The following is a 19,252-nucleotide window of genomic DNA, read 5'->3' as shown; positions in this document are numbered from 1 at the left end:
GCGTGGACGGGATGGTTGGTGCGCGCAGTCTCGGGCTACTGGCTGACACGGCGTGCTGGCATGTGGGATTGTTTTGCGGGTAACTGACAGGCTGGAAGTGAAGTTGAGAGCGGCTCAATGGGAAGCCTGCTACCAAGTTCGTAGCGCCACCGTAAGCGTCGAAGCGGCAACACCGATAATACCGCTGAACAGCACCAGCAACGCAACACGATCACCCGTCGTTAGGCCCGCGACGACACGACGCTTTTTGCGTGGTTCGCATGGAGCGTCATCGGTCCTTGGTGGCTGGTAGGGATTCATAGCACGTCCCAGTCTATCACAGCGCCGGCCCCCTAGTATCTCGCCTGACTGGCAATTCCAGGCGATTTGATCATCGTTTGGGCTGTCGATGTTGGGTGGCTGCCTGCAGCAGTTTCCCAACACTGCTGTGTAGATCGTAATTTCCCCTAGGTGGTAATCAACGCCGTGGATGAGCTTGAGTCGCACAGCAGTTCGTTTTGAACCCGAACCGTCGCTTGATCGACCCAATCGCGCTCTCGCGTGGGGTCAGGTCGTATTCACTAGGATGGGACTTAACTATGAAACAGAAGTACAACCGCGTCATTGGTATTGACGTCGCGTCGGACAAAATTGATGTCAATGACTCCGCAGGAATGATTGCCAAACAATTGCCCAACACGATTTCAGCGATTAGCAAAAAGCTGTTCAAGAGAATTCAAGACACCGAAAATACGTTGGTTGTCTGTGAAGCCACTGGCGGCTACGAATATCTGATTGTGGAGGAGGCTCACGACGCCGGTGTACCGATTTGCGTGGCCAACCCGAGGCAGGTCCGTGACTTTGCCAAAGGGCATGGCTATCCGGAGAAGACAGATGTGATCGATGCATTCATGATCCGCCGTTTTGGCGAAGATGTGGAACTCCATCTGACACTTCCGCGCACGGCGCAAGAGAAAGAATTTCTTTCATCTGTACGCTGTCGAACCCAAGTGAAAGATTTGCTCTCCCAGGAGCAAAACCGACTCAGCCAAACCCGTGACAAGTTTGCCGCTCAACAAATCAAGGAAACGATTTCGCACCTGAAAAAGCAGCTAAAAAGCCTCGACAAACGCATCGGAAAGATGCTCAAGGACCTCAGTAAAGTCGATCCCAAAGTAGAAATCTTGTTCAGCGTCAGTGGGGTTGGTCCAGTCACTGCTGCGACACTCCTGGCCGAGCTGCCAGAACTGGGACAACTCAACCGAGGTCAAATTGCCAAGCTTGTCGGTGTTGCTCCGTTGGCCAAACAAACTGGCAAGAGCGACAAGAAACGAAAGGTCCGAGGTGGACGTTCACAAGTCCGAAGCGTGCTCTACATGGCGACACTGGTTGCAGCGAAACACAACCCAATCATCAAACGTTTCTACGATCGACTTATCGCCAAAGGCAAAACCAAAAAGTTAGCTTTGGTAGCGAGCATGCGCAAACTACTGACGATTCTCAACAACATGATTCACCGCGGCGAATCATGGAAGAACCCTCAGGTCAATGCGAAGAAGGAGCAAAAGGCGACTACGGCACCGTCGCTAAACTAGGACCGTAGTCGCCACACGTGCTCGATGCGTCATTGACACACCGGCGACTGAGTTATCCCTGGCACGGTTGCATCTCTGCAGAGCCCTGTTGCGTTTCACTCAGCGGCTCAAGTTTACTGCTGCGCAACAATCGCGTCACCCAAATTTCCAAAAATCATTGAACACCGGCGCGATGCCTAAGAAAATCTCGGGGGTTCGGGGGCTGGCCCCTGACCATCCTGAACCAAACGGGATCGAAAAATTCAAGATTTTCGATCTGACCTCTTGCCACAATTTAAGACCGTCGCTCATCCCCAGCCCTTCTCCCCCACGACGAGAGCGAGCACCACTCGCTCTCGTCGTGGGGGAGAAGGGAGCCAGAATGAAATGCGCTAGATCACGCCGAATGCAAGCCCGTTCGTGACGTCGATTGCGTCACCGGAGGCAGTTTCAGCCTGGCGCCACGGTGCGGCTGTGATCCATGCCGCATCGGCGTCATGCCAGCAGCCACGGCGCATGAAAAAACGACTCACGGCGGATCGCCGTCAGTCGTTTTTTCACCACAAGTACCGAAGGTGGGACTCGAACCCACACTCTGTTGCCAGAACTGGATTTTGAATCCAGCGCGTCTGCCAATTCCGCCACTTCGGCTGCTGATGTCGCTCGGGCGGTGGGAAAACTCCGCCGGCCAAGTAGGGAGATTATTCAACACGAACCGGGTTCGTGCAAGCGGCGGTGTTGGGCGGTTTTTTTCCGTCTTTTCTCGGTTCGCTTGCGGTGGGGGGCTCAGCGGGGAAAATAGACGCTCGCGATCCACCCCACTCCGGCTCCATGCTCCGCCATGTCCAGCATTCCAAGACCGTCGCTTTCCGAAGCCGATTACCTGGCCCGAGAACGCCTGGCCAACTCCAAGAGCGAATTCTACCGGGGGGAAGTGTTTGCCATGGCCGGCGCCAGCCGGCGGCACAATCTGATCACAGGTAATATCGTTACCTCGCTCAATCTTGGGCTCCGCGATTCGGATTGCCAGGTCTTCCCCTCTGACATGCGTGTGAAAATTCCGACGACCGGATTGATGACCTACCCCGACGTCTCCGTCGCTTGCGGAGAACCTGAGTTCAATGACGACGAACAGGACACGCTGACCAACCCAGTCGTCTTGGTCGAAGTGCTTTCCAGGTCGACGGAAGCTTACGACCGGGGCGCAAAGTTTGAGCAATACCGAAACCTGCAGTCTCTCCGCCACTATTTGTTGATCGCTCAAGAACGCCTCCATGTGGAACATTTTTCGCTCCAAGCCGACGGAAACTGGTTGCTGCAGGAATTGAACAAGCCGGGTGGCGTCGCTCAGCTGAAGTCCATTGATTGCGAATTGCCGGTGGACGAGATTTACCGCAAGGTCGACGTTTCCGATGCCGAAGAATACGGCGGTGGTGGCGATCTGGGGCGATGAGCTTTTTGGCGCCCCGTCGCTCGCCCGCGTGAGCCTAGAAAACAGCCGCGGCTCAACTTCCGTCCTTGATGATGTGTTTCGAGAGTCGCCGTGTTCTCCGAACTCGGCGCACCCCAAAAAGCGAAGCTTCTCCCGAAGTCGACCTCGGAGAGGACGGCGACTATCCCCGGGGGAAACCGAAAGCCTTGGCGGCTTCCGCTACGGATCGCAGCTTCGTCCTTCCACCACCGATTTCCCAAACCCTTTGGAGTGTTCCTCGACGATGACGATTGCAGATGAACTGGCTCGGTTGCAGGCTCTTCGCGATGCGGGGTCGCTGACCGAAATCGAGTTTGAAGAGGCCAAGCGAAAGGTGCTCAACGAGCAGCCTCAATCGGCGGTGTCGGGGTTCGGCGGCGGGGCGGTTGCCGGCCAGATTCACGGTGTCAACGAGGACACCTATTGCACGCTGATGCACCTGTCGCAGCTGCTGGTCGTCTCGGGATTGGGGATCGTCGCACCGATCGTGATGTGGGTGATCAGCAAGGAAGAATCCGATCTGGCGCGGCGCCATGGCAACCGCATGATGAACTGGTTGATCAGCAGCCTGATCTATGCCTTCATCGCCGGGCTGTTGTGCATGGTGCTGATCGGAATCCCGTTGGTGATTCTGATCGTGATCCTGGACTTCGTGTTCCCGATCATCGCCGCGGTCAAGGCCAACAACGGCGAGCTGTGGTCGTATCCCGGTGCGATCCGGTTCTTTGAGGAGGACTGAGTCGGCAGGCATCGACGGCCCGGAAGGGCCATCGTACTCGCCAGCGACGGCCCGGAAGGGCTGTCGTACATGATACTGCTTGACAGGCTGGAAGCCTATCCCACGGGTTAGATCCAGAGTTTGAGGCGCCCTTTGAGCATGTCGGGCAGCACGCGGCGGACCATCGTTTTGACTTGCTTGTCGTGGTAACGCGTGCTCAGGTGCCCGGCGATCACGAGTTCATTCTCGAAGCGATCGGCGCGCTGGCGATAGTCATCGACGTGCATGTGGCCGTGCTTGTGGATCTTTTCTTTGCGATGCTCGGGCGCGACGAAGGTCAGTTCGCTGACCAGCACCTTGGCTTTGTAGAACTCGGGATTGCTGTCCAGTCCCGGCGGTGAGGTGTCGCCGGTGTAGGCAAACACGGGAACGCGCTGCTCGGTCGTGATCTCGGTGCCGGCGAGTTTTAGGTCGCGGATTTCAGGCCCGGACAGGTTCACGAATTCGGGCTTCAGCTTGTGGCGGCGGTGGTAGACGATAAAGCCGAGTGAGGTGATCGTGTGCCGCGTCGGAACGGCCGTCACCAAGTACTCGCGGCCGTGCTCGATTTCGTCGCCCGCGTTCAGTCCGACCAATTCGCAAGGCATCGCGCCGCGATCCAAACGACGGAACGTCTGCAACATGTCCCAGGCTTCGTCGACCGCGGAGTCGGGCAGGTAGATCACCGGCGGATCCATTTTCATCATCCGCCGCCGCGACACATAGGACGGCAGCGACACGATGTGATCCAAGTGGGCATGGCTGATGAACAACGTCGGTGTGCCCATGAAGTCCCAGGGCTGCGCCCCCACGTCGAACAGCAACTTCAACTCGTTGACTCGCCAACACGTCTGCACGGCCGCGCGCGAAAAACCCTCGATCGTAAGACCATCGTGGTGGTGCGAGATCAGCGGGATGTTTTCGACCATGGTGTGGGATTCTTTCGAAGGTGACTCGTTCGTCCGTCACGAGCATTCGGCCGCGTCGAGGGCCGAAAAGACGATGCGGTTAGTTGTTTGCCGAGACGCGAAGCTTGTCGCCGGCTGCATCGATCTTCAAGGATGCTTGGTCAGTGATCAACCGTACAAGCTGCCAAAGTGTTTGGTCGACCGCTGAGAGCGAGACCCGTTTCTCCAACTGGGGGTTCGCCGCGGGATCGAATTGACACTGCAGCCCCAACTGTGCCACCAGTGCTTGGATCAGCGGCCCTGCCGGCTTGTCCGTCACCTCCAACGAGAACACACGCTCGTTTTGCTTCAAGATCTCCAGGGCGTTTGCCCCGGCCGGAACCGGTTGGCCGGCAGGCGAGTCTCCTTGGGGAATCGCCAACATTCGTCGGCAAAACGCTTGGTGGGCGGCCGGAGTGGCTTGCAACCGAAGTCGGCCACCGCTGACATCAACGCGGAGGTTGGGATCGAGGTTTCGAATCGATTCCAAGTCGTCCTGCGCACCGGCAAACTGATACGTCCGAGCAAACGGCGATTGGTTTTCGTCGGTTTCCCGCACGTCCAAGAACTGTCCGGCGATCAATTGCACCGCCAGCTGCGGTGAAATGTCACGCAGCAACGTTTCCGGCCACAGGTCATGCGGAAACGCGCCAGCCGCCGGGACCGCGGCGCGGCGGTCGTCGATGTGTCCCCGAACGATCTCCAACGCTTCGTTCGGAGTCGTCAGATCGGGCCAGTGCAGGTCGACCGGGTTGCCGGCGGCGCCGCGCTTTGGGCGACGGTTCGGAGCGGCGTCGTCGGTGTGAGAGAAAATGTGGCGGGACAGTTCGGCGACCCAGGCGGGGCGTCCGATCACGACACAGTTGTCCACCGGATAGCAAACGCAACCGGCCGATGCAGCGATCTTGCAGAGCGAAGCGTAGCGGGTTGGTCCGAGGCTGCCGGGTGAAACTAGAGAGTCTGGGTTGACCCTGCGATCGATCCAGGTGTTGATGTGTCGACTGGGTTGATTTTGATGCCGGGAGACGATCTGGAGGGCGAGGCGCAATGACCGGCCATCAACGAGCCCGGTGTGTGGTTCTTGAAGCCGCTGCGCGAATTCATCTTTCTGGCTCAGTGGTTCCGCCGCGAAGTTTTGATTAGACAGTTCGCCGGGATGCAGAAAGGTGATCACCGCCAAGACGCCGGCACCAAGTAGGGTCCTGAAGTGTGCACCGGAAGTCCTGCCGCGTGGTTCCGGGGGCATCGTCATCGGTGATGGCAAAGGCTGGATTCGCAAGACACTTTTGTCGGGATTGGGCGGGACGGCGAGATTGAACGCGAAGGGGCTTGATCGGCGGGTTGTGGTTGACCCGTCGTTTCGGCCCGGTGAAGTGGCGAGTTGTGGAGGCCCAGGCGGGCAACTAGACTCGTGGACCACCGGGGCTGGAATTCTGGCAGGGATCGGTTGCCTGTAACACCTTTGTGCCTAGTATACACGCGACTTGCACCACGACTTCTCCCACCTTCGACGGATGGCAAAGTGACTTCACCTCTCGTGCGGACAACCCGACTGGCCACAGCCTATCGCCGACTTCTTTCCAGCGCGGACGCGCCACGGTATGCGGCCGAGGTTGACGAGCATTACTCGCCGACGACCTTGGCGACGCTGCTTCAGCGCGGGGATGTCGAACTGCGTCGCGCCGCCGCGATGGCACTCGGCCTGCTCGGCAACAGCCGCTCGGTCGATCCGCTCGGTCGCGCCCTGAGTGATGTCGATCGTGGTGTGCGTTTGGTCGCCGATGATTCTTTTCGCGGTTTGTTGTTGCGTGATGCGGCGCCGACCCATCATCAACAATTGCTCAAGGTCATGCACCTGACCGATGGCGGTGAGTTTGCCGCGGCACTCGCCCCGGCAATGATCTTGGTGGAACAGGCGCCGATGTACGCCGAGGCTCATTTTCAACTGGCCAGTTGTTGGCACGGCTTGGACGACTATCGCAAGGCATCTCAGTCTTACATTGCATGCTTGTGGCGTTGCCGGTTTCACTACACCGCTTGGCAGGGTTTGGCGCGATGCCAGATCATGTCCGGTGAATACTTGGCCGCATCAAAGTCACTGGAGCGATGCATCGAGATCGTGCCGGACTTGGAAAGCGCCCGTGTTCAACTGCGGGCGCTGCGACGTCGGATGCGGCGCAGCGATGTCTGAGTGAGCGACGCAGGATGATTGAGCGACGGATCTGAATCACGGTACCGAGCGAGCCCAGGGTGTGACACCATGACCAGCTACAACGACCTCTTCGTCGCAACCGTCGCGTTCGTCGGCAGCACGTTGGCGTTTGCGGTTGCGGTCGGCCCTTGGCAGCAACCGTACCATCTGCGATCGATCGCCAGCGTGGTGGACCGCTACGGCATGTCGGCGGCGCGGTTTGTTTGGATCGCCGTCGCGATCGTCTCGTTGATCGCCGGCATGGCGATCGCCAGCGGTGTGCGTCCCGGATATGCCAAGCCCGATCCGGGGCTGCGTGATCTGACGCGGTGACGTTAGCCGTCGTTCTCTCCGAGGCCGGCTTCGGAACAAGGCTTCCTTTTTCGTGCGCCGAGTTCGGACAACACGGCGACTTTCCGGAAACATCGCCAGATATGCCTATTGAGATGCGGAGGGCTTACGGACGCCGAGCCCGCTGTCGACAGGCTGGAAGCCTATCCCACTTACACGCCGGGGTTGGATTCTTCGATCGCTTGGTCCATGACTTCGATGGAGGCGTCCAGGTATCGGTCGAACGTCTTTTCGAAGTGCAGCATGGCGGCTTCGTCGGCGAAGAAGAACATGCGGTTGTGGATCGGATCGATCACGCCCCATTCACGTTTGCCGGGAACGATCTTCTTTTCTTCAAAGAAGCGAACGACATCGATTTCGTTCAGCATCGGCGTGAAGGGAATCGGATCGGAAAGGAACAGTTCCATCGCTTCCTTGTCGGCGAACAGATAGAGTTTGCCCAGGTGGATGACGCCGAGTTCCGGTTTGCCTTCGACCCACTGGCCACGATTGACGACCGAGACGGCGCAGAAGCCTTGGATCGCGAGATCGGGTTTGCTTTCGGCGGGGCTGGTCGTTTCGGCGGTGTCGCCGGTTGCAATGTCTGTGGTCGGGTCGGTGGGCAGCGTGATGCCGCCGGCTCGGGCGCTGGCCAGTGAGGCTTGGACCGATCCGGACTTGGTCACGCTGGCCGAACGCACGTTCCCCTTGGTGCCGCCGGGCAGCATGAACTGGTTTTTTCGCGAGTTGTCGGTCGCGGTGGCCGGGGCCGCGGATTCCATCGCCGCGCCGGGGGCCGGGATTTGCACCGGCAATTCGCCCGGTGCCATGTCGACTTTGGGGCCAGCCGCGGTCGACTTGGGCAGGGTGTGGTTTGCCAGCGAATGATTCACCGCAACGCCTGTCGCCGCGGTGGTTGCAGCGGGTTGCGTGGCAGCGGGTTGCGTGGCGGCGGGTTGCGTGGCAGCGGGGGCGGTCGGTTGTGTGCTGGCCAGGGTACGCGTCTTGGCGTAGCTGACTTGGGCATCGGTCAACATCGCGATGTAGCGATCGGGTTGCTGGGGGCTGACCGAGTGGGACAGGGCTTTGCCGTCGGTGGTCACGATCACGTCGGTCGGGTACTTGGTGACCTTGAACATCTCGGCGAGCTTGGGATTTTTCGTCCCGTGGACTTTCACCGGCACAAAATGCTGGTTGATCGAGTGGGAGACCGAGGCGCTGCGAAAGGCACCGGCTTCCAAGCGATCGCAATAAACGCAATTGTCGGTGTAGAAGTGCAGCAGCATCAGCTTGCCCTGCTGCTTGGCCTTGGTGTGGGCGTCGCGAAGCTTGCCCTCCCAAGCGATTTGAGCAGACGATGAGTGCGCGCCGAGAGCGGTGAGCGTGAAAACAACGAGATAGATCGCGGCGTTTCGCATCCTGCGTTCCTGTGTCGATCCTTGAGGAAAAACTGAAGTGTTGCGCGTCCGAATCGGCGATCCGGAGCATGCGCCTGGTGACTGAATCGGCCGGCGGAAGGCTGTCACTTAATCCGAAAGTACAAAATGGGGCGACTTTAACGCCAGCTCATCCGGCGGAGGTTTCGAAGTCATCTTTCGTGCTCCGGAGATCGTCGTCTCCGAGACCGCCAGGAAACCGTGCGGAGAGCGCGAATTCGCACGGACTGGCGGCCCGCCCGCCAGAGGGGTCGGTTTTAGGCTTCGCTTGACACCTGCTGTTGCTCGGCTATATTTCGGATAGCTTTAGTCGGCGGTGTTACTGGTTTGAAGGCCCACCGCTCCACGATTCACTGCGTCGCTCCACGACGATTCTGCGATTCGGCTGTTGAGAGCCGAAAAGGTTGATGAGCCTCTCATCCCGTTGGTTGGCCACCGGTCGGTTCAAGGATGGGAGCAGAGTCGGGGTTCCCCCAGCATCGGCCTGTCCAGGTGTCGGGCGACGGAAACGGAAAGGAATTGGTAGTGTCCACGGGGCCGAATGCTCCCGGGATACCGAACACCCCTAAGATCGACACACGCCAGAGGAAACGGCATTTTGCTTGGCGGCCCGCGTCGCCCGCTACTTCGGTCCAGCCTGTGACTCCGATTGCCCACGGTTCGTGTTGCCTCGGCCCGTGCCTCCATCGGCGCAGTCTGCCTGTGATCCGGTGGCGATCGTTCAGGTGAGAAGATCAATCGCGACTTCTCGCTCTCCGGATTGATCCGGCAGTGGCGAGTGGTTGTTGAACCGTCAGTGCGGCGAATGTGCCGACCGGCGAAAACAAAGTCGCCAACACGAGAACACGTTGGCGAACGAAAACTACTTGGTTTGACCCTGCGCGGGATGATTTCCGCAGCTTCGCGTTCGGGTCCTTTATCGTTCCATCCTGCGGATTCTTTACATGAATGCCGGCCGGCCTTCCGTCCCCTCTTCGGGTCCGGAAGACGCTTGTTAGCGCGTCGGCGCTCTCTGGATTACACATGGCGAAAAAGAAACGGTCTCCTCGTCGCGGCCCGAGCTCCAACGGACAATCCGGAGGCGGAGGTGGTGGTAAATCACGCTCGCGCCGACGGCGACGCGGCGGTGGCGGTGGCGGAAATGGTGCAAACTCGAGAGATCAGAACCTGGATCGCGAACCCGCGGATATCCCCAGCGACGCCCCACTGGAAGAGTGCGAAGGGATCCTGGAACTGCACCCCAACGGCTACGGGTTCCTCCGCAGCCGCGACAACAACTATTCCCGCGAACGCAGCGATCCCTTCGTTCCGGGAACCATGATCGAGCGTTTCGGTTTGCGGCAAGGCGTCTACATCAAAGCGATGATGCAGCAGGCCAAGCGCCAGCAGGGGCCGCGGATTCGCGAAATCCTGGATGTCGACGGGATTCCCCCCGAAGAATATCCGGACGTCAAAAGCTTTGACACGCTGACCCCGATCAACCCCGAGGAGTGGCTGGTGCTCGAGCGTGGCCAACGGCCGGTCACCAACCGGGTGATCGATTTGCTGGCGCCGCTTGGAAAAGGTCAGCGTGCGTTGATCGTCGCGCCGCCGCGGAGCGGGAAAACGGTCATGCTGCAAGACATCGCCAGCGGGATTGCGGAAAATCACCCGGACCTGAAACTGATCGTGTTGCTGATCGACGAGCGCCCCGAAGAAGTGACCGACATGCGTCGCAATGTGGTCGGCGGAGAGGTCGTCGCGAGCAGCTTGGACATGGACGTCGAAAGTCATGTTCGGCTGAGCCAATTGGTGATCGATCGCGCCCGCCGCTTGGCCGAAATGGGCCAGGATGTGTTCTTGATGCTCGATTCGATCACGCGACTGGCCCGCGCGTTCAACAAATGGGTCGGACGCAGCGGCCGAGGCGGGGCGACGATGAGCGGCGGTTTGGACATCAAAGCGATGGACATCCCCAAAAAGCTGTTCGCAACCGCCCGGGCGTTCCAAGAAGGCGGCTCGCTGACGATCGTCGGCACCTGCTTGGTGGACACCAACAGCCGCATGGACGAAGCGATTTTCCAAGAGTTCAAGGGAACCGGGAACATGGAACTCGTGCTCGATCGCCGACTGGCCGACCGACGCGTCTGGCCCTCGATCGACATCAGCCAATCCGGGACGCGTCGCGAAGAGTTGCTTCACGATGAAGAAACCTACGAAGCAGTGACAATGTTGCGGCGAACGCTCTCGAGCATGCACCCCTGCGACGCGATGGAACAGCTGACCAAGCAACTCGGCCGATTCGAAAGCAACGACGAGTTCATCAAACTGATCAGCGGCGCCAAAACGTCGCTGTAGAAGTTCCGGGTTTCAAGTTCATATTCCAAGTTCGGATTAACCCAGCTTGGAGCATGGAACTTGAAACGCTAAACTGGAATCCAGTCGGAGGATAAGCGAATTGGTGAGCGGCCTCACTGGAACTGAGGTACCCCGTAAGGGGCTGCGGGTTCGAGTCCCGTGTCCTCCGCTGTGATCAACAACACCCTCATGAACCTGTGTTCCTGAGGGTGTTTTTTTGTCGCTCCGCCGCTCGATTGAACTTGCGGGCAGTCGGGGAACGAGAGCTTTTCCCTACAGGTGTCTTGGTTCAGGGGGCCGCCCAGCTTGGCGCTGAGGCAAATCGCGACAAATCCGATTGATCTGACCGATCGGTTACGAGTTGGTCGGCGGCCCGGAAGGACCATCGTACATCAGAAAATCGTACATCAGAAAATCGCACATCAGAAAATCGTACATCAGAAACTCGTACATCAGAAAAACGATCGCCCTAAGCTGGACGGTCTCTTAGAAGGGCATGAGGCCGAGAGAACGTGTCGCGTTGAAGCCGCGCCAACGCCAGCACGTGGCGCGAGCCAGTGGCCCGAGCCAGTGGCCCGAGCCTGATGCCATGTCAAACTCCCACCACATACCGCTCGCTCACCGGCCTGTTGATTTAGTCGAAACGAAACAGCTAACGATTAGCCGATGGGCACTAGCCCCGGTTTTGCGGCGGCGAGAACCGCGGCCAGCGCCGTGCGGCTGATTAGATCAACAGGCCGTCACGCTTCCCGCTAGCATCAATGCGACGCCGTCGTGCAAACCGGGCAACTGGAGGGGTGTTCAGATAGTCCGAGCCTGGCTCTGGGAGTAAAATCCAGGGGGGCTGAATCAAATCCTTTTCTCTCGGAGCCCATGGTAAGGTGCAGTCGCATGAAAAATTGCAGCGTATTGGTGGTCTTGGCGGCGTTGTTTTTCTCCTCTCCTTTATTCGCCCAGGAGTCTTCGCCGGCGGAGTTTCAGGAGTTTCTTGATGCCTGGGAAGGGAGATGGGTAGGCAAGGGCACCGGCTATGACGGCAAGGATTTTGTGGGGCACGCCGATTGTCGCGTCGCCGGAGACGGCAAAACGATGATCGTCAACGTTTACAACGGAGAGGCATCGGGCATTTGGTTCATTGTTTTCGATCGTCATGCGAAACGCATTCGATCACAATGGGGTCAATCCGATGGCGAAGCCACTCAGGCGATCCTTTACAAGGACGGGGACGACTGGATAAACGAGGGCGTGGGCAGCAGTGGCGACGGCAAAAAAAGCACCTTCAAGCACCGGATCTCGATCTCCGCGGAAGGCACCAAGCATCAATGGACGCGAAGTCAGGTCGTTGATGGTGAAGACAAAACGGCGCGCGACACATGGCAACGGGTTGCCGGTTCTTACCCGTGAAGTTGAACGGTTACCCCGCCGAGGGCGGTAAAAAAATAGATTCCGCGATCGGCATCTTTGCGTGAAGCGGTTTACAGCATCACGCCGCCCGCGGTGTCGATGAACGGCGGCCAAAAGCGCCGTTGCCGTTTCTTGATTGCCATGTCCCCCGCGTGCCATGTCTCCCGCGTGGCGGCGTGTTCCGAATCGGCGACTACGCTGTCTGGAATTGGGCGGCAATCCGGTCGCCCGTCTCTTGGTCGATGTTTCGCCAATACTCGAATGCCCGCTGCAGCACCTTGTCCGAGACGCCTTGTTTCAAGTGCTCGACGACGTTGGACACGAGTCGGTCGCGTGCGGCATCGTCCATGACCTGGCGGACGAGGGTTCCGGCTTGCCCGAAATCATCGTCGTCTTCTCGCAAGGTGTAGGCCGCGCGGACGAATTCGCCATCGGTCGCCCAGGTGGCATCTTCCGGGAACCGTTGCCCATCGGCACTTGGTCCGCTGTAAGAATTGGGAGCGTACACGGGGTCACAAACGCTGTCGATTCGCATCGCGCCATCTTTGCTGTAGCTATGGACGGGGCATTGCGGCCGGTTGACGGGGATCTGTTTGTAATTGACTCCCAGTCGATGCCGATGTGCGTCGGCGTAGGCGAACATTCGACCGAGTAGCATCTTGTCGGGGCTGACGCCGATTCCCGGGACCAGATTATTGGGTTCAAAGGCGGCTTGTTCGATCTCCGTATGATGGTCGGTCGGGTTGCGATTGAGCGTCAACTTGCCAACTTCATGCAACGGATAATCGCTGTGCGGCCAAACCTTGGTCAAGTCAAAGGGGTTGAAGCGGTAGGTTTTCGCTTCTTCGAACGGCATGACCTGCATCTTGAGCGTCCAGCTCGGAAAGTCTCCGCTTTTGATCGTTTCGAACAAGTCGCGTCGATGGTAGTCCGCATCTTGTCCGGCCAATTGGTCTGCTTCATCTTGGGTCAGGTAATCATTGCCCTGGTCAGTTTTGAAGTGGTATTTGACCCAGAACCGTTCGCCGTCCTTGTTGACCCACATGTAGGTATGGCTGGAGTAGCCGTTCATGTGTCGCCAGTTTTTGGGGATGCCACGATCGCCCATCAACCATGTCACCTGATGAGCGGACTCGGGGGACAGTGTCCAGAAGTCCCACTGCATGTCATGATCGCGCAGGCCATTGTCGGCGCGTCGTTTTTGCGAGCGAATGAAGTGCTGGAACTTCAGCGGGTCGCGAATGAAGAAGACCGGCGTGTTGTTGCCGACCATGTCATAGTTTCCTTCCGAGGTATAGAACTTTAGCGCGAAGCCTCGCGGGTCGCGCCAGGTGTCTGGGCTGCCACGCTCGCCGGCGACCGTGGAAAAACGAATCAACGTTTCCGTCGTGGTGCCCGGCTGAAAGACCGCCGCTTTGGTGTAAGGGCTGACGTCGTGAGTCACTTCGAACTGTCCAAAGGCGCCGAATCCTTTGGCGTGCGGTTGGCGTTCGGCGATGCGTTCTCGATTGAAGTTCGCCATTTGCTCGATCAGGTAGTGATCGTGCAGCAGGATCGGTCCGTCGGGGCCGACGGTCAACGAGTGTTCATCGCTGGGAACGGGAATGCCCGCATCGGTCGTCGTGGGCTTGCGTTCGTGGTCTGTCATGGGAGCAGGGTCCGTTGTGGGTGGCGAGAGAAAGGATCGCGGTGCCAGCACAAAAACCGACGGCAGGAGCAACGCTTGCGGTGCGTTCTGTGTCCGTGACGATGAATTCGTGCGGAGTCGTTTGGGCGTGTGGTTGAACTGTTCAGCCGACAGAGGGCCGTTCGATCCATTGGTCCGGTCGGCCGCCGTCGCAAACGGTGTGCCGTCTTTCAGGTGTCCACGTTGCTTGATCGCCACGGAAACCGATCCGCGACGAGGACCGGGATCAGGTTGCGGGAGTGACGGGCGATGGGAGTGCGACCGTCGGCTGTCGAGTTGTCGGCATGAATCACCGGGTGCAGATCAACCGAGCCGTTTCAGTGGAGGCGAGACGGGGCCAGGGTGGTTGAAAGCCGACCAGGCTGCACGATCAGGGAACAGCCCGGCATTCCGCCGCCGGCAGTCCATTCAGGCGACAGAAGACCTGGTATTCTGTCTCGCCTTGGCATTCGGGTTGCGATTGTCGAGCGGAAAAGGGGGCAGAAAGGTAGCGACTCCGGCTTTACATCCAGCGTCTTGGTTCAGAATGAATCAATGCGGAGAGGGCTGGTTTGGTTTGCAGCGAAGTTGTTTCCGGAAAAGGCTTCGGCGATGCTTCCTTCGGCCGCGACGGCTTCGGCAGCGGACCGATTTCTGGCCACTGCGTTGGCATAGCTGCCGTTTTCCGCAAAGCTGATCGCCGTGCTGCCCGAACGGGCCGATGCCAACGAGAGGCTGCCGTCATAGGCTTCGGCGACCGACAGACTGCCGCAGAACGCGTCGGCGACCGCTTGTGATCCATTTTCCGCGACGGCAACCGCCTGGCTGCCCGACCGGGCGAACGCCGAAGCGGAACTCTGGTTGCTGGCCATGGCGATCGCCGAGCTGTTGTATTGTGCGCTCGCTTCGGCGACACTTCCATCGAGTGCGACGGCGGCAGACTGGCTGCCCCACGAGGCATGGGAACGTGCTCGGGATCCGTTGTCGGCGTAAGCGGTGGATTCGCTGCCGTGCGACGCTCGCGAGTACGCCGTGCTGCCGCGTTGGGCCCTCGCCGAGGAACGACTGCCATTGACGGCATACGACTTGGCGACGCTGCCGTCGGAGGCATAAGCCTGTGACACACTACCATTTCTGGCGACCGCTCGGGCGCGACTGTTGTTGTAGGCCTCGGCGCGGGCGACGCTGCCGCCAGACGCTTTGGCGACTGCCGTGGACCCTCGACCGGCGAATGCGGTCGCGCTGCTTCCGCCACTGGCCCGGGACATGGCGAAGCCACCGTTTCCGTAGGCACGGGCGTTGCTGTTTCGATCGGCAATGGCAACCCCGATGCCTCCGCCCGTTCCCGTGGCACGGGCGCGTCCATTGTTGGTTCGACCGGTCCCGCCGTTGACTCCCACGGCGACGTTTCGTCCGCTGCGAGATTGCAGGCCGACGCCGATGCCGCCACGTCGGTTGATCGAGATGTTGCCGCGGCCGCGTGATCCAGAAAAATTGACGCCGCCGAATTGCGCCTGGACCGACTGGACGTGACTGACGAGGGTGAGTGCGAAGGCGAGGCAAAGTGTTGGAATTGCAAAGCGTGACATGTTTCCGTTTCTCGTGAGCGAGGTGATGTTGGACGATGGGGGATGGGGGATGGGGGATCGCAGCAGATTAGCGACCGGTGTTGACGAGCCGAGTCGAGTCGTTTGAGCCTTGACGTGCATCGATCACTTGAATCAGTGCCGCGGCGATGTTGTCGTCAGGTTTGATCGCCAGGACTCGTTGCAGTGTTTGGCGTCCTTCTTCGAGTTGGCCGGCAACAAGGTGGTGATAGGCCGAAAGAAAGAGTGTTTGCAGATCCGTGATCGAGTCTTCCCGCATCGATCGGAGTTCTCGGTGGTAAAGGACCGGGAACGCGTAAAGACTCTGCACGACCGATGCATCCCAGACGGGGCCGTGTTGGACCGCTTCATAGGCGTCCAGTGCCGCTCGGCGAAAGTCGCCCTTTCGAAAGTAGATCATTGATCGGAATTGCAGCAGATTGGAGTTGTTCGGCATCTGCTGGATCAACATGCTCGCGTGGGCGAGTGCGTTGTTGTTGTGTCCGACGCGAAACGCGGCCTTGGCGGCTTTCAGGCGATCGGCGGTTGTCAACACCGGCGGGCTGGCGGGGCGTCGCGTCACGGGGCTCTTAGGAGTGGTCTTGGCCCGATACGTCATCGTGGGATTTGTCGTTTGAAAGACGATCGGACGGTAGGTCGTGACCGGCCCCCGGTTGTTGCAGCGCTCACCGGCGAAGCAGTTCATTGAGTTCAGCGTGCAAATGGCAGCGATCAGAGCAAGGCAAACGCGTTTCATGGGTCTTGTTTCCGGCAATGCTTGAGGATGATTCAGAGAAGGGCTGTGGAGCGAATCTCGCCAGGAGATGTCTTGGTTCACACATCCCTGCGAGTTTCTCCGCCGTCCCCCTAAAACTTTTTCGCGATTCTTGAGCGATCCCCGCGAAACGCCCCGAAACACGGAGATCCCGCTGTCTTTCGACGTGTGCGGCGAAGGATTCATTCCCCACGCACTGCTGACGCCGCGACAGAACGCGGCCTTGGAGTCCGCAGCGCGGTGGCGAACGAATTTCAATCGTGACGATGACGACGGGAACTCGACATCGACAACTTCAGGGCCTTCGTGTTTCAATAGAATGAACGAGACAATCTGATTCGAAGTCACTGATGCGGAATGGTTCATGGTTCGACGCTTCCCCTTGCCACATTTGTTCTTGTTTGCGTTGGTTTTGACTGCGGGAGTCGCAGCGAAACCTGCCGGCGCCCAGCGGTTGCGTGTCGGCGTGATCGGTCCGGTCGATGGCAGCGGGGTTCCTGTCGAGCGGTTCGAATCGCTGCGGCAATGTCTCGGTGCGGTGGATGTTTCCGGTGCGCTGGATGTTTCCGGTGCGCTGGATGTTTCCGGTGCGCTGGATGTTTCCGGTGCGCTGGGCAATGCAGTTTTTCTGTCGGCTTGCCAACCGCAGCAAATTTCGATTTCCGATCGGACGGTCCAGGGTGTCTGTGGCCGCAGCGTGCGGCTTCCCGACGCGTGGACGCTGGGAGCGGAAAGTGATCTCTATCGCGGGGTCGCTTGCGGACCGGACCGGCCTGAATTTGAACAGCGCGCCGAGCGGATCGGGCCAGCGCCGCCGCCATGGGATTCACTGCGGCCGATCGTTGAATCGAACTATCCGAGCGACGTGATCGCGATGATCGATTCGCGGGGGGCGCTGCACGTGGCCTGTGATTGGGACGCCGACTTGCAAATGGGCGGCGGCGAAGTGTTCGTCATCACGACAGAAGAATTAAATCAGGCGAAGCTGTTTCGTCGTGGCGATTCGATTCTGATGATGCAGCTCACTCAATCGGCCGGCGACTCGGTGAATGGTGAATCAGGCGATCACCTTCGGTTGCGTCTTTGGACGATCACGGGCACGGCACGAGACCGCCGGGGACAATGGGACGAATCGCCGCTGGCTGCCTTGCTGACTGCCGCGAGCCGTTCGGTCGAGTTTGAACTGGTGTGGTTGGACGTCGGCGGCCTGATGCCCGCGGACTTGGCAGCGTCGATGAACGCGGCAAAAGAACTCGGCTGCGACGTGGTCTTGGTCGATCTGATCACGGCGGACCGACACTCGACGGACACGGCTCGGTTGCTTGCCGAACTGTCGCATCGATGTAGCGTTCCGGTGATGGTGAACCAGCGGACGACCGTTTCGCCGGACCATTGGATTCGCCCCTCGCGGACCGCCGATTCTGATTCCGCCGATTCTCGGTCAGACGACGCGTCGGGAATCTCGTTTGGCGATCGGGTCAAAACGATGCTGCAGCATCCGCAGTCCGTGCCGGACGTCAGGCGAGAAGACCTGGCGGCTGATCGGCTTGCGGGGCCGAACGCCATGGTGCCAGCGGCGACGGCGCGGCCTGTTTCGCTAGCGCCAGTGCCACCGGCAGAGGTCCCGGAGGCGGTGCGGCGCAACGCGAGTCAGTTGTTGAAACGCGGCCCCTTCGTCCGATCATGGTGGTATCGCGGTGTGGCCGGGGACGGATCCGGTGACGCTGGGCGATTGTTTCAGGCATCCGACGATGCGGTGCCGCGCTGGGATGATCGTCGTCTACAGTCGTGGACGTTTTTGGAATCCGGATGGTTGGATCGACACAGCAGGCGGATGGGAGAACTGGGGCTGGCAACTCGTCAGCCCCCTTGGATTCTGTTGCAAGCCGTCGTCGATCCGTCCGTGGAAGTTGCTGCGCCGCGGTTAGTTCAATCGGTTGGTGACGGGAGTGATCGCCGAAGTTCGCAGCCGAGCCGACACGATTGGTTGTGGTATTACGACCATGATGCGACCGAAGAAGCGTTACGGAAGAGTGTCGTTTCGGGGGCCACGCCGGCGGAAGTTTTGCAGCGACACGGAGAGCCCGAGGACGGATCGGCCGACATCAATGCGTGGCGATCCTATTTATTGGCACTCGACCACCCGTCGCTTCGCAAGCGGCATCTCGATCGCGTGATTGCGGCGACGGATCAGGTGTTGCGGCGGTGCGAGAAAGGGCTTGGGGGACTGCCGGCACCGATTGATCCCGACCAAATGGTTGCGCAGAACTCGATGGGAAAGGACGCGGCGATCAACGTGTCGGCGACGCCCGAGGAGAGTCAGATGTATGCCTGGGCGGTGGATGCCGCGTATCGCAAGGTCCGCGCGATCGGCTACCGTGAACTTCCCGATGTCGTGGTCGACGCCCCGATCGAAGACCCCGTCGCGCAGAATCGCGAGTTCCGATCCGCCTTTGCCCAGCTGTGCGGAATGGTCGACATCACCGACCACCGTTTTGTGCTGACGTTGGTGCGGTATTTACGGCGGCAGGGCGAGCCGTTTCAAGCGTATGAGATGCTTCGGCGTCATGCGACCGAGGGGCCGGCGATGCCCTGGTACTTCAAAAAGGAACGCGACCTTTGGACCGACGGCGGCTGGGAACCGCTCCGACGTCTCGGGCATGCACGCTGGTTTTTGCGTGAGGCCGGCCAACCAGTGATGCACTAGCGATGCGACAGACCGGAGAAAAACACATTTGTTTTTCCAAAGCCGCGGTCGGTCAGCCCGGCCCTGTTGTCTTTTTTTCCGGGGAAGGAGTC

14 protein-coding genes and 2 tRNA genes are annotated in these 19,252 nt (G+C 59.4%); 9 read left to right on the top strand and 7 right to left on the bottom strand.

Annotated features, from left to right (window positions below; genetic code table 11):
- Positions 1 to 578: 578 nt before the first annotated feature.
- A complete protein-coding gene (locus H1B37_RS01390) occupies positions 579 to 1,574 on the top strand; it encodes an IS110 family RNA-guided transposase (protein ID WP_182864803.1) in 996 nt (331 codons plus the stop codon).
- A 546-nt stretch (positions 1,575 to 2,120) separates the two neighbouring features.
- Here the strand turns inward: H1B37_RS01390 and H1B37_RS01385 are convergent.
- Positions 2,121 to 2,204: transfer RNA gene (locus tag H1B37_RS01385), tRNA-Leu, on the bottom strand.
- Positions 2,205 to 2,394: 190 nt separating this feature from the next.
- Between H1B37_RS01385 and H1B37_RS01380 the strand changes: the two genes are divergently transcribed.
- Together H1B37_RS01380 and H1B37_RS01375 are read left to right on the top strand one after the other, a co-directional pair.
- Positions 2,395 to 3,006 (top strand): Uma2 family endonuclease, encoded by a 612-nt coding sequence (locus H1B37_RS01380; RefSeq protein ID WP_182864802.1) that lies wholly within the window; start codon positions 2,395 to 2,397, stop codon positions 3,004 to 3,006.
- 262 nt (positions 3,007 to 3,268) lie between these two features.
- On the top strand, positions 3,269 to 3,763 hold the full coding sequence (locus tag H1B37_RS01375; protein WP_182864801.1) for a magnetosome magnetite crystal formation protein family: 495 nt from the start codon (positions 3,269 to 3,271) through the stop codon (positions 3,761 to 3,763).
- Between the two features lie 107 nt (positions 3,764 to 3,870).
- On the opposite strand, the gene H1B37_RS01370 is transcribed toward H1B37_RS01375, so the two are convergent.
- Both H1B37_RS01370 and H1B37_RS01365 read right to left on the bottom strand, forming a co-directional pair.
- Positions 3,871 to 4,710 carry an MBL fold metallo-hydrolase gene (locus tag H1B37_RS01370; RefSeq protein ID WP_182864800.1) on the bottom strand — a complete coding sequence of 280 codons (840 nt, stop codon included), beginning with the start codon at positions 4,708 to 4,710 and terminating at the stop codon, positions 3,871 to 3,873.
- Positions 4,711 to 4,789: 79 nt separating this feature from the next.
- Entirely contained in the window at positions 4,790 to 5,974 is a 1,185-nt protein-coding gene (locus H1B37_RS01365; RefSeq protein WP_182864799.1) for a hypothetical protein, read from the bottom strand.
- A 276-nt stretch (positions 5,975 to 6,250) separates the two neighbouring features.
- Between H1B37_RS01365 and H1B37_RS01360 the strand changes: the two genes are divergently transcribed.
- Both H1B37_RS01360 and H1B37_RS01355 read left to right on the top strand, forming a co-directional pair.
- Positions 6,251 to 6,919, top strand: a complete 669-nt coding sequence (locus tag H1B37_RS01360) for a HEAT repeat domain-containing protein (RefSeq protein ID WP_353620752.1) — start codon at positions 6,251 to 6,253, stop codon at positions 6,917 to 6,919.
- Positions 6,920 to 6,988: 69 nt separating this feature from the next.
- On the top strand, positions 6,989 to 7,252 hold the full coding sequence (locus tag H1B37_RS01355) for a hypothetical protein (RefSeq protein WP_182864798.1): 264 nt from the start codon (positions 6,989 to 6,991) through the stop codon (positions 7,250 to 7,252).
- Positions 7,253 to 7,422: 170 nt separating this feature from the next.
- Here H1B37_RS01355 and H1B37_RS01350 read toward each other — a convergent pair whose 3' ends face one another.
- The gene (locus H1B37_RS01350; protein WP_182864797.1) at positions 7,423 to 8,667 is read right to left on the bottom strand and encodes a thioredoxin fold domain-containing protein; all 1,245 of its coding nucleotides are present in this window, start codon (positions 8,665 to 8,667) and stop codon (positions 7,423 to 7,425) included.
- Positions 8,668 to 9,708: 1,041 nt separating this feature from the next.
- On the opposite strand from H1B37_RS01350, the gene rho reads away from it, so the two are divergent.
- From rho to H1B37_RS01335, 3 genes are all read left to right on the top strand, one after another.
- Positions 9,709 to 11,022 carry a transcription termination factor Rho gene (rho, locus tag H1B37_RS01345; RefSeq protein WP_182864796.1) on the top strand — a complete coding sequence of 438 codons (1,314 nt, stop codon included), beginning with the start codon at positions 9,709 to 9,711 and terminating at the stop codon, positions 11,020 to 11,022.
- Between the two features lie 86 nt (positions 11,023 to 11,108).
- A tRNA-Ser gene (locus tag H1B37_RS01340) sits at positions 11,109 to 11,191 on the top strand.
- 605 nt (positions 11,192 to 11,796) lie between these two features.
- Entirely contained in the window at positions 11,797 to 12,426 is a 630-nt protein-coding gene (locus tag H1B37_RS01335; protein WP_182864795.1) for a hypothetical protein, read from the top strand.
- Positions 12,427 to 12,619: 193 nt separating this feature from the next.
- On the opposite strand, the gene H1B37_RS01330 is transcribed toward H1B37_RS01335, so the two are convergent.
- The 3 genes from H1B37_RS01330 to H1B37_RS01320 all read right to left on the bottom strand — a co-directional run bounded on the left by H1B37_RS01330 (position 12,620) and on the right by H1B37_RS01320 (position 16,435).
- Positions 12,620 to 14,074, bottom strand: a complete 1,455-nt coding sequence (locus H1B37_RS01330) for a catalase (RefSeq protein WP_182864794.1) — start codon at positions 14,072 to 14,074, stop codon at positions 12,620 to 12,622.
- Between the two features lie 560 nt (positions 14,075 to 14,634).
- On the bottom strand, positions 14,635 to 15,681 hold the full coding sequence (locus H1B37_RS01325) for a hypothetical protein (RefSeq protein ID WP_182864793.1): 1,047 nt from the start codon (positions 15,679 to 15,681) through the stop codon (positions 14,635 to 14,637).
- A gap of 67 nt (positions 15,682 to 15,748) precedes the next feature.
- Positions 15,749 to 16,435, bottom strand: a complete 687-nt coding sequence (locus tag H1B37_RS01320; protein WP_182864792.1) for a tetratricopeptide repeat protein — start codon at positions 16,433 to 16,435, stop codon at positions 15,749 to 15,751.
- A 382-nt stretch (positions 16,436 to 16,817) separates the two neighbouring features.
- On the opposite strand from H1B37_RS01320, the gene H1B37_RS01315 reads away from it, so the two are divergent.
- Positions 16,818 to 19,160: a hypothetical protein gene (locus tag H1B37_RS01315; protein WP_182864791.1), complete on the top strand. Its 2,343-nt coding sequence runs from the start codon at positions 16,818 to 16,820 to the stop codon at positions 19,158 to 19,160.
- Positions 19,161 to 19,252: the final 92 nt, after the last annotated feature.

The organism is Stieleria mannarensis (assembly GCF_014154935.1).
Classification (GTDB): Bacteria; Planctomycetota; Planctomycetia; order Pirellulales; family Pirellulaceae; genus Stieleria; species Stieleria mannarensis.
Note: the sequence above shows the minus strand (reverse complement) of the source record. Positions and strands in the feature narration are given on the sequence as shown.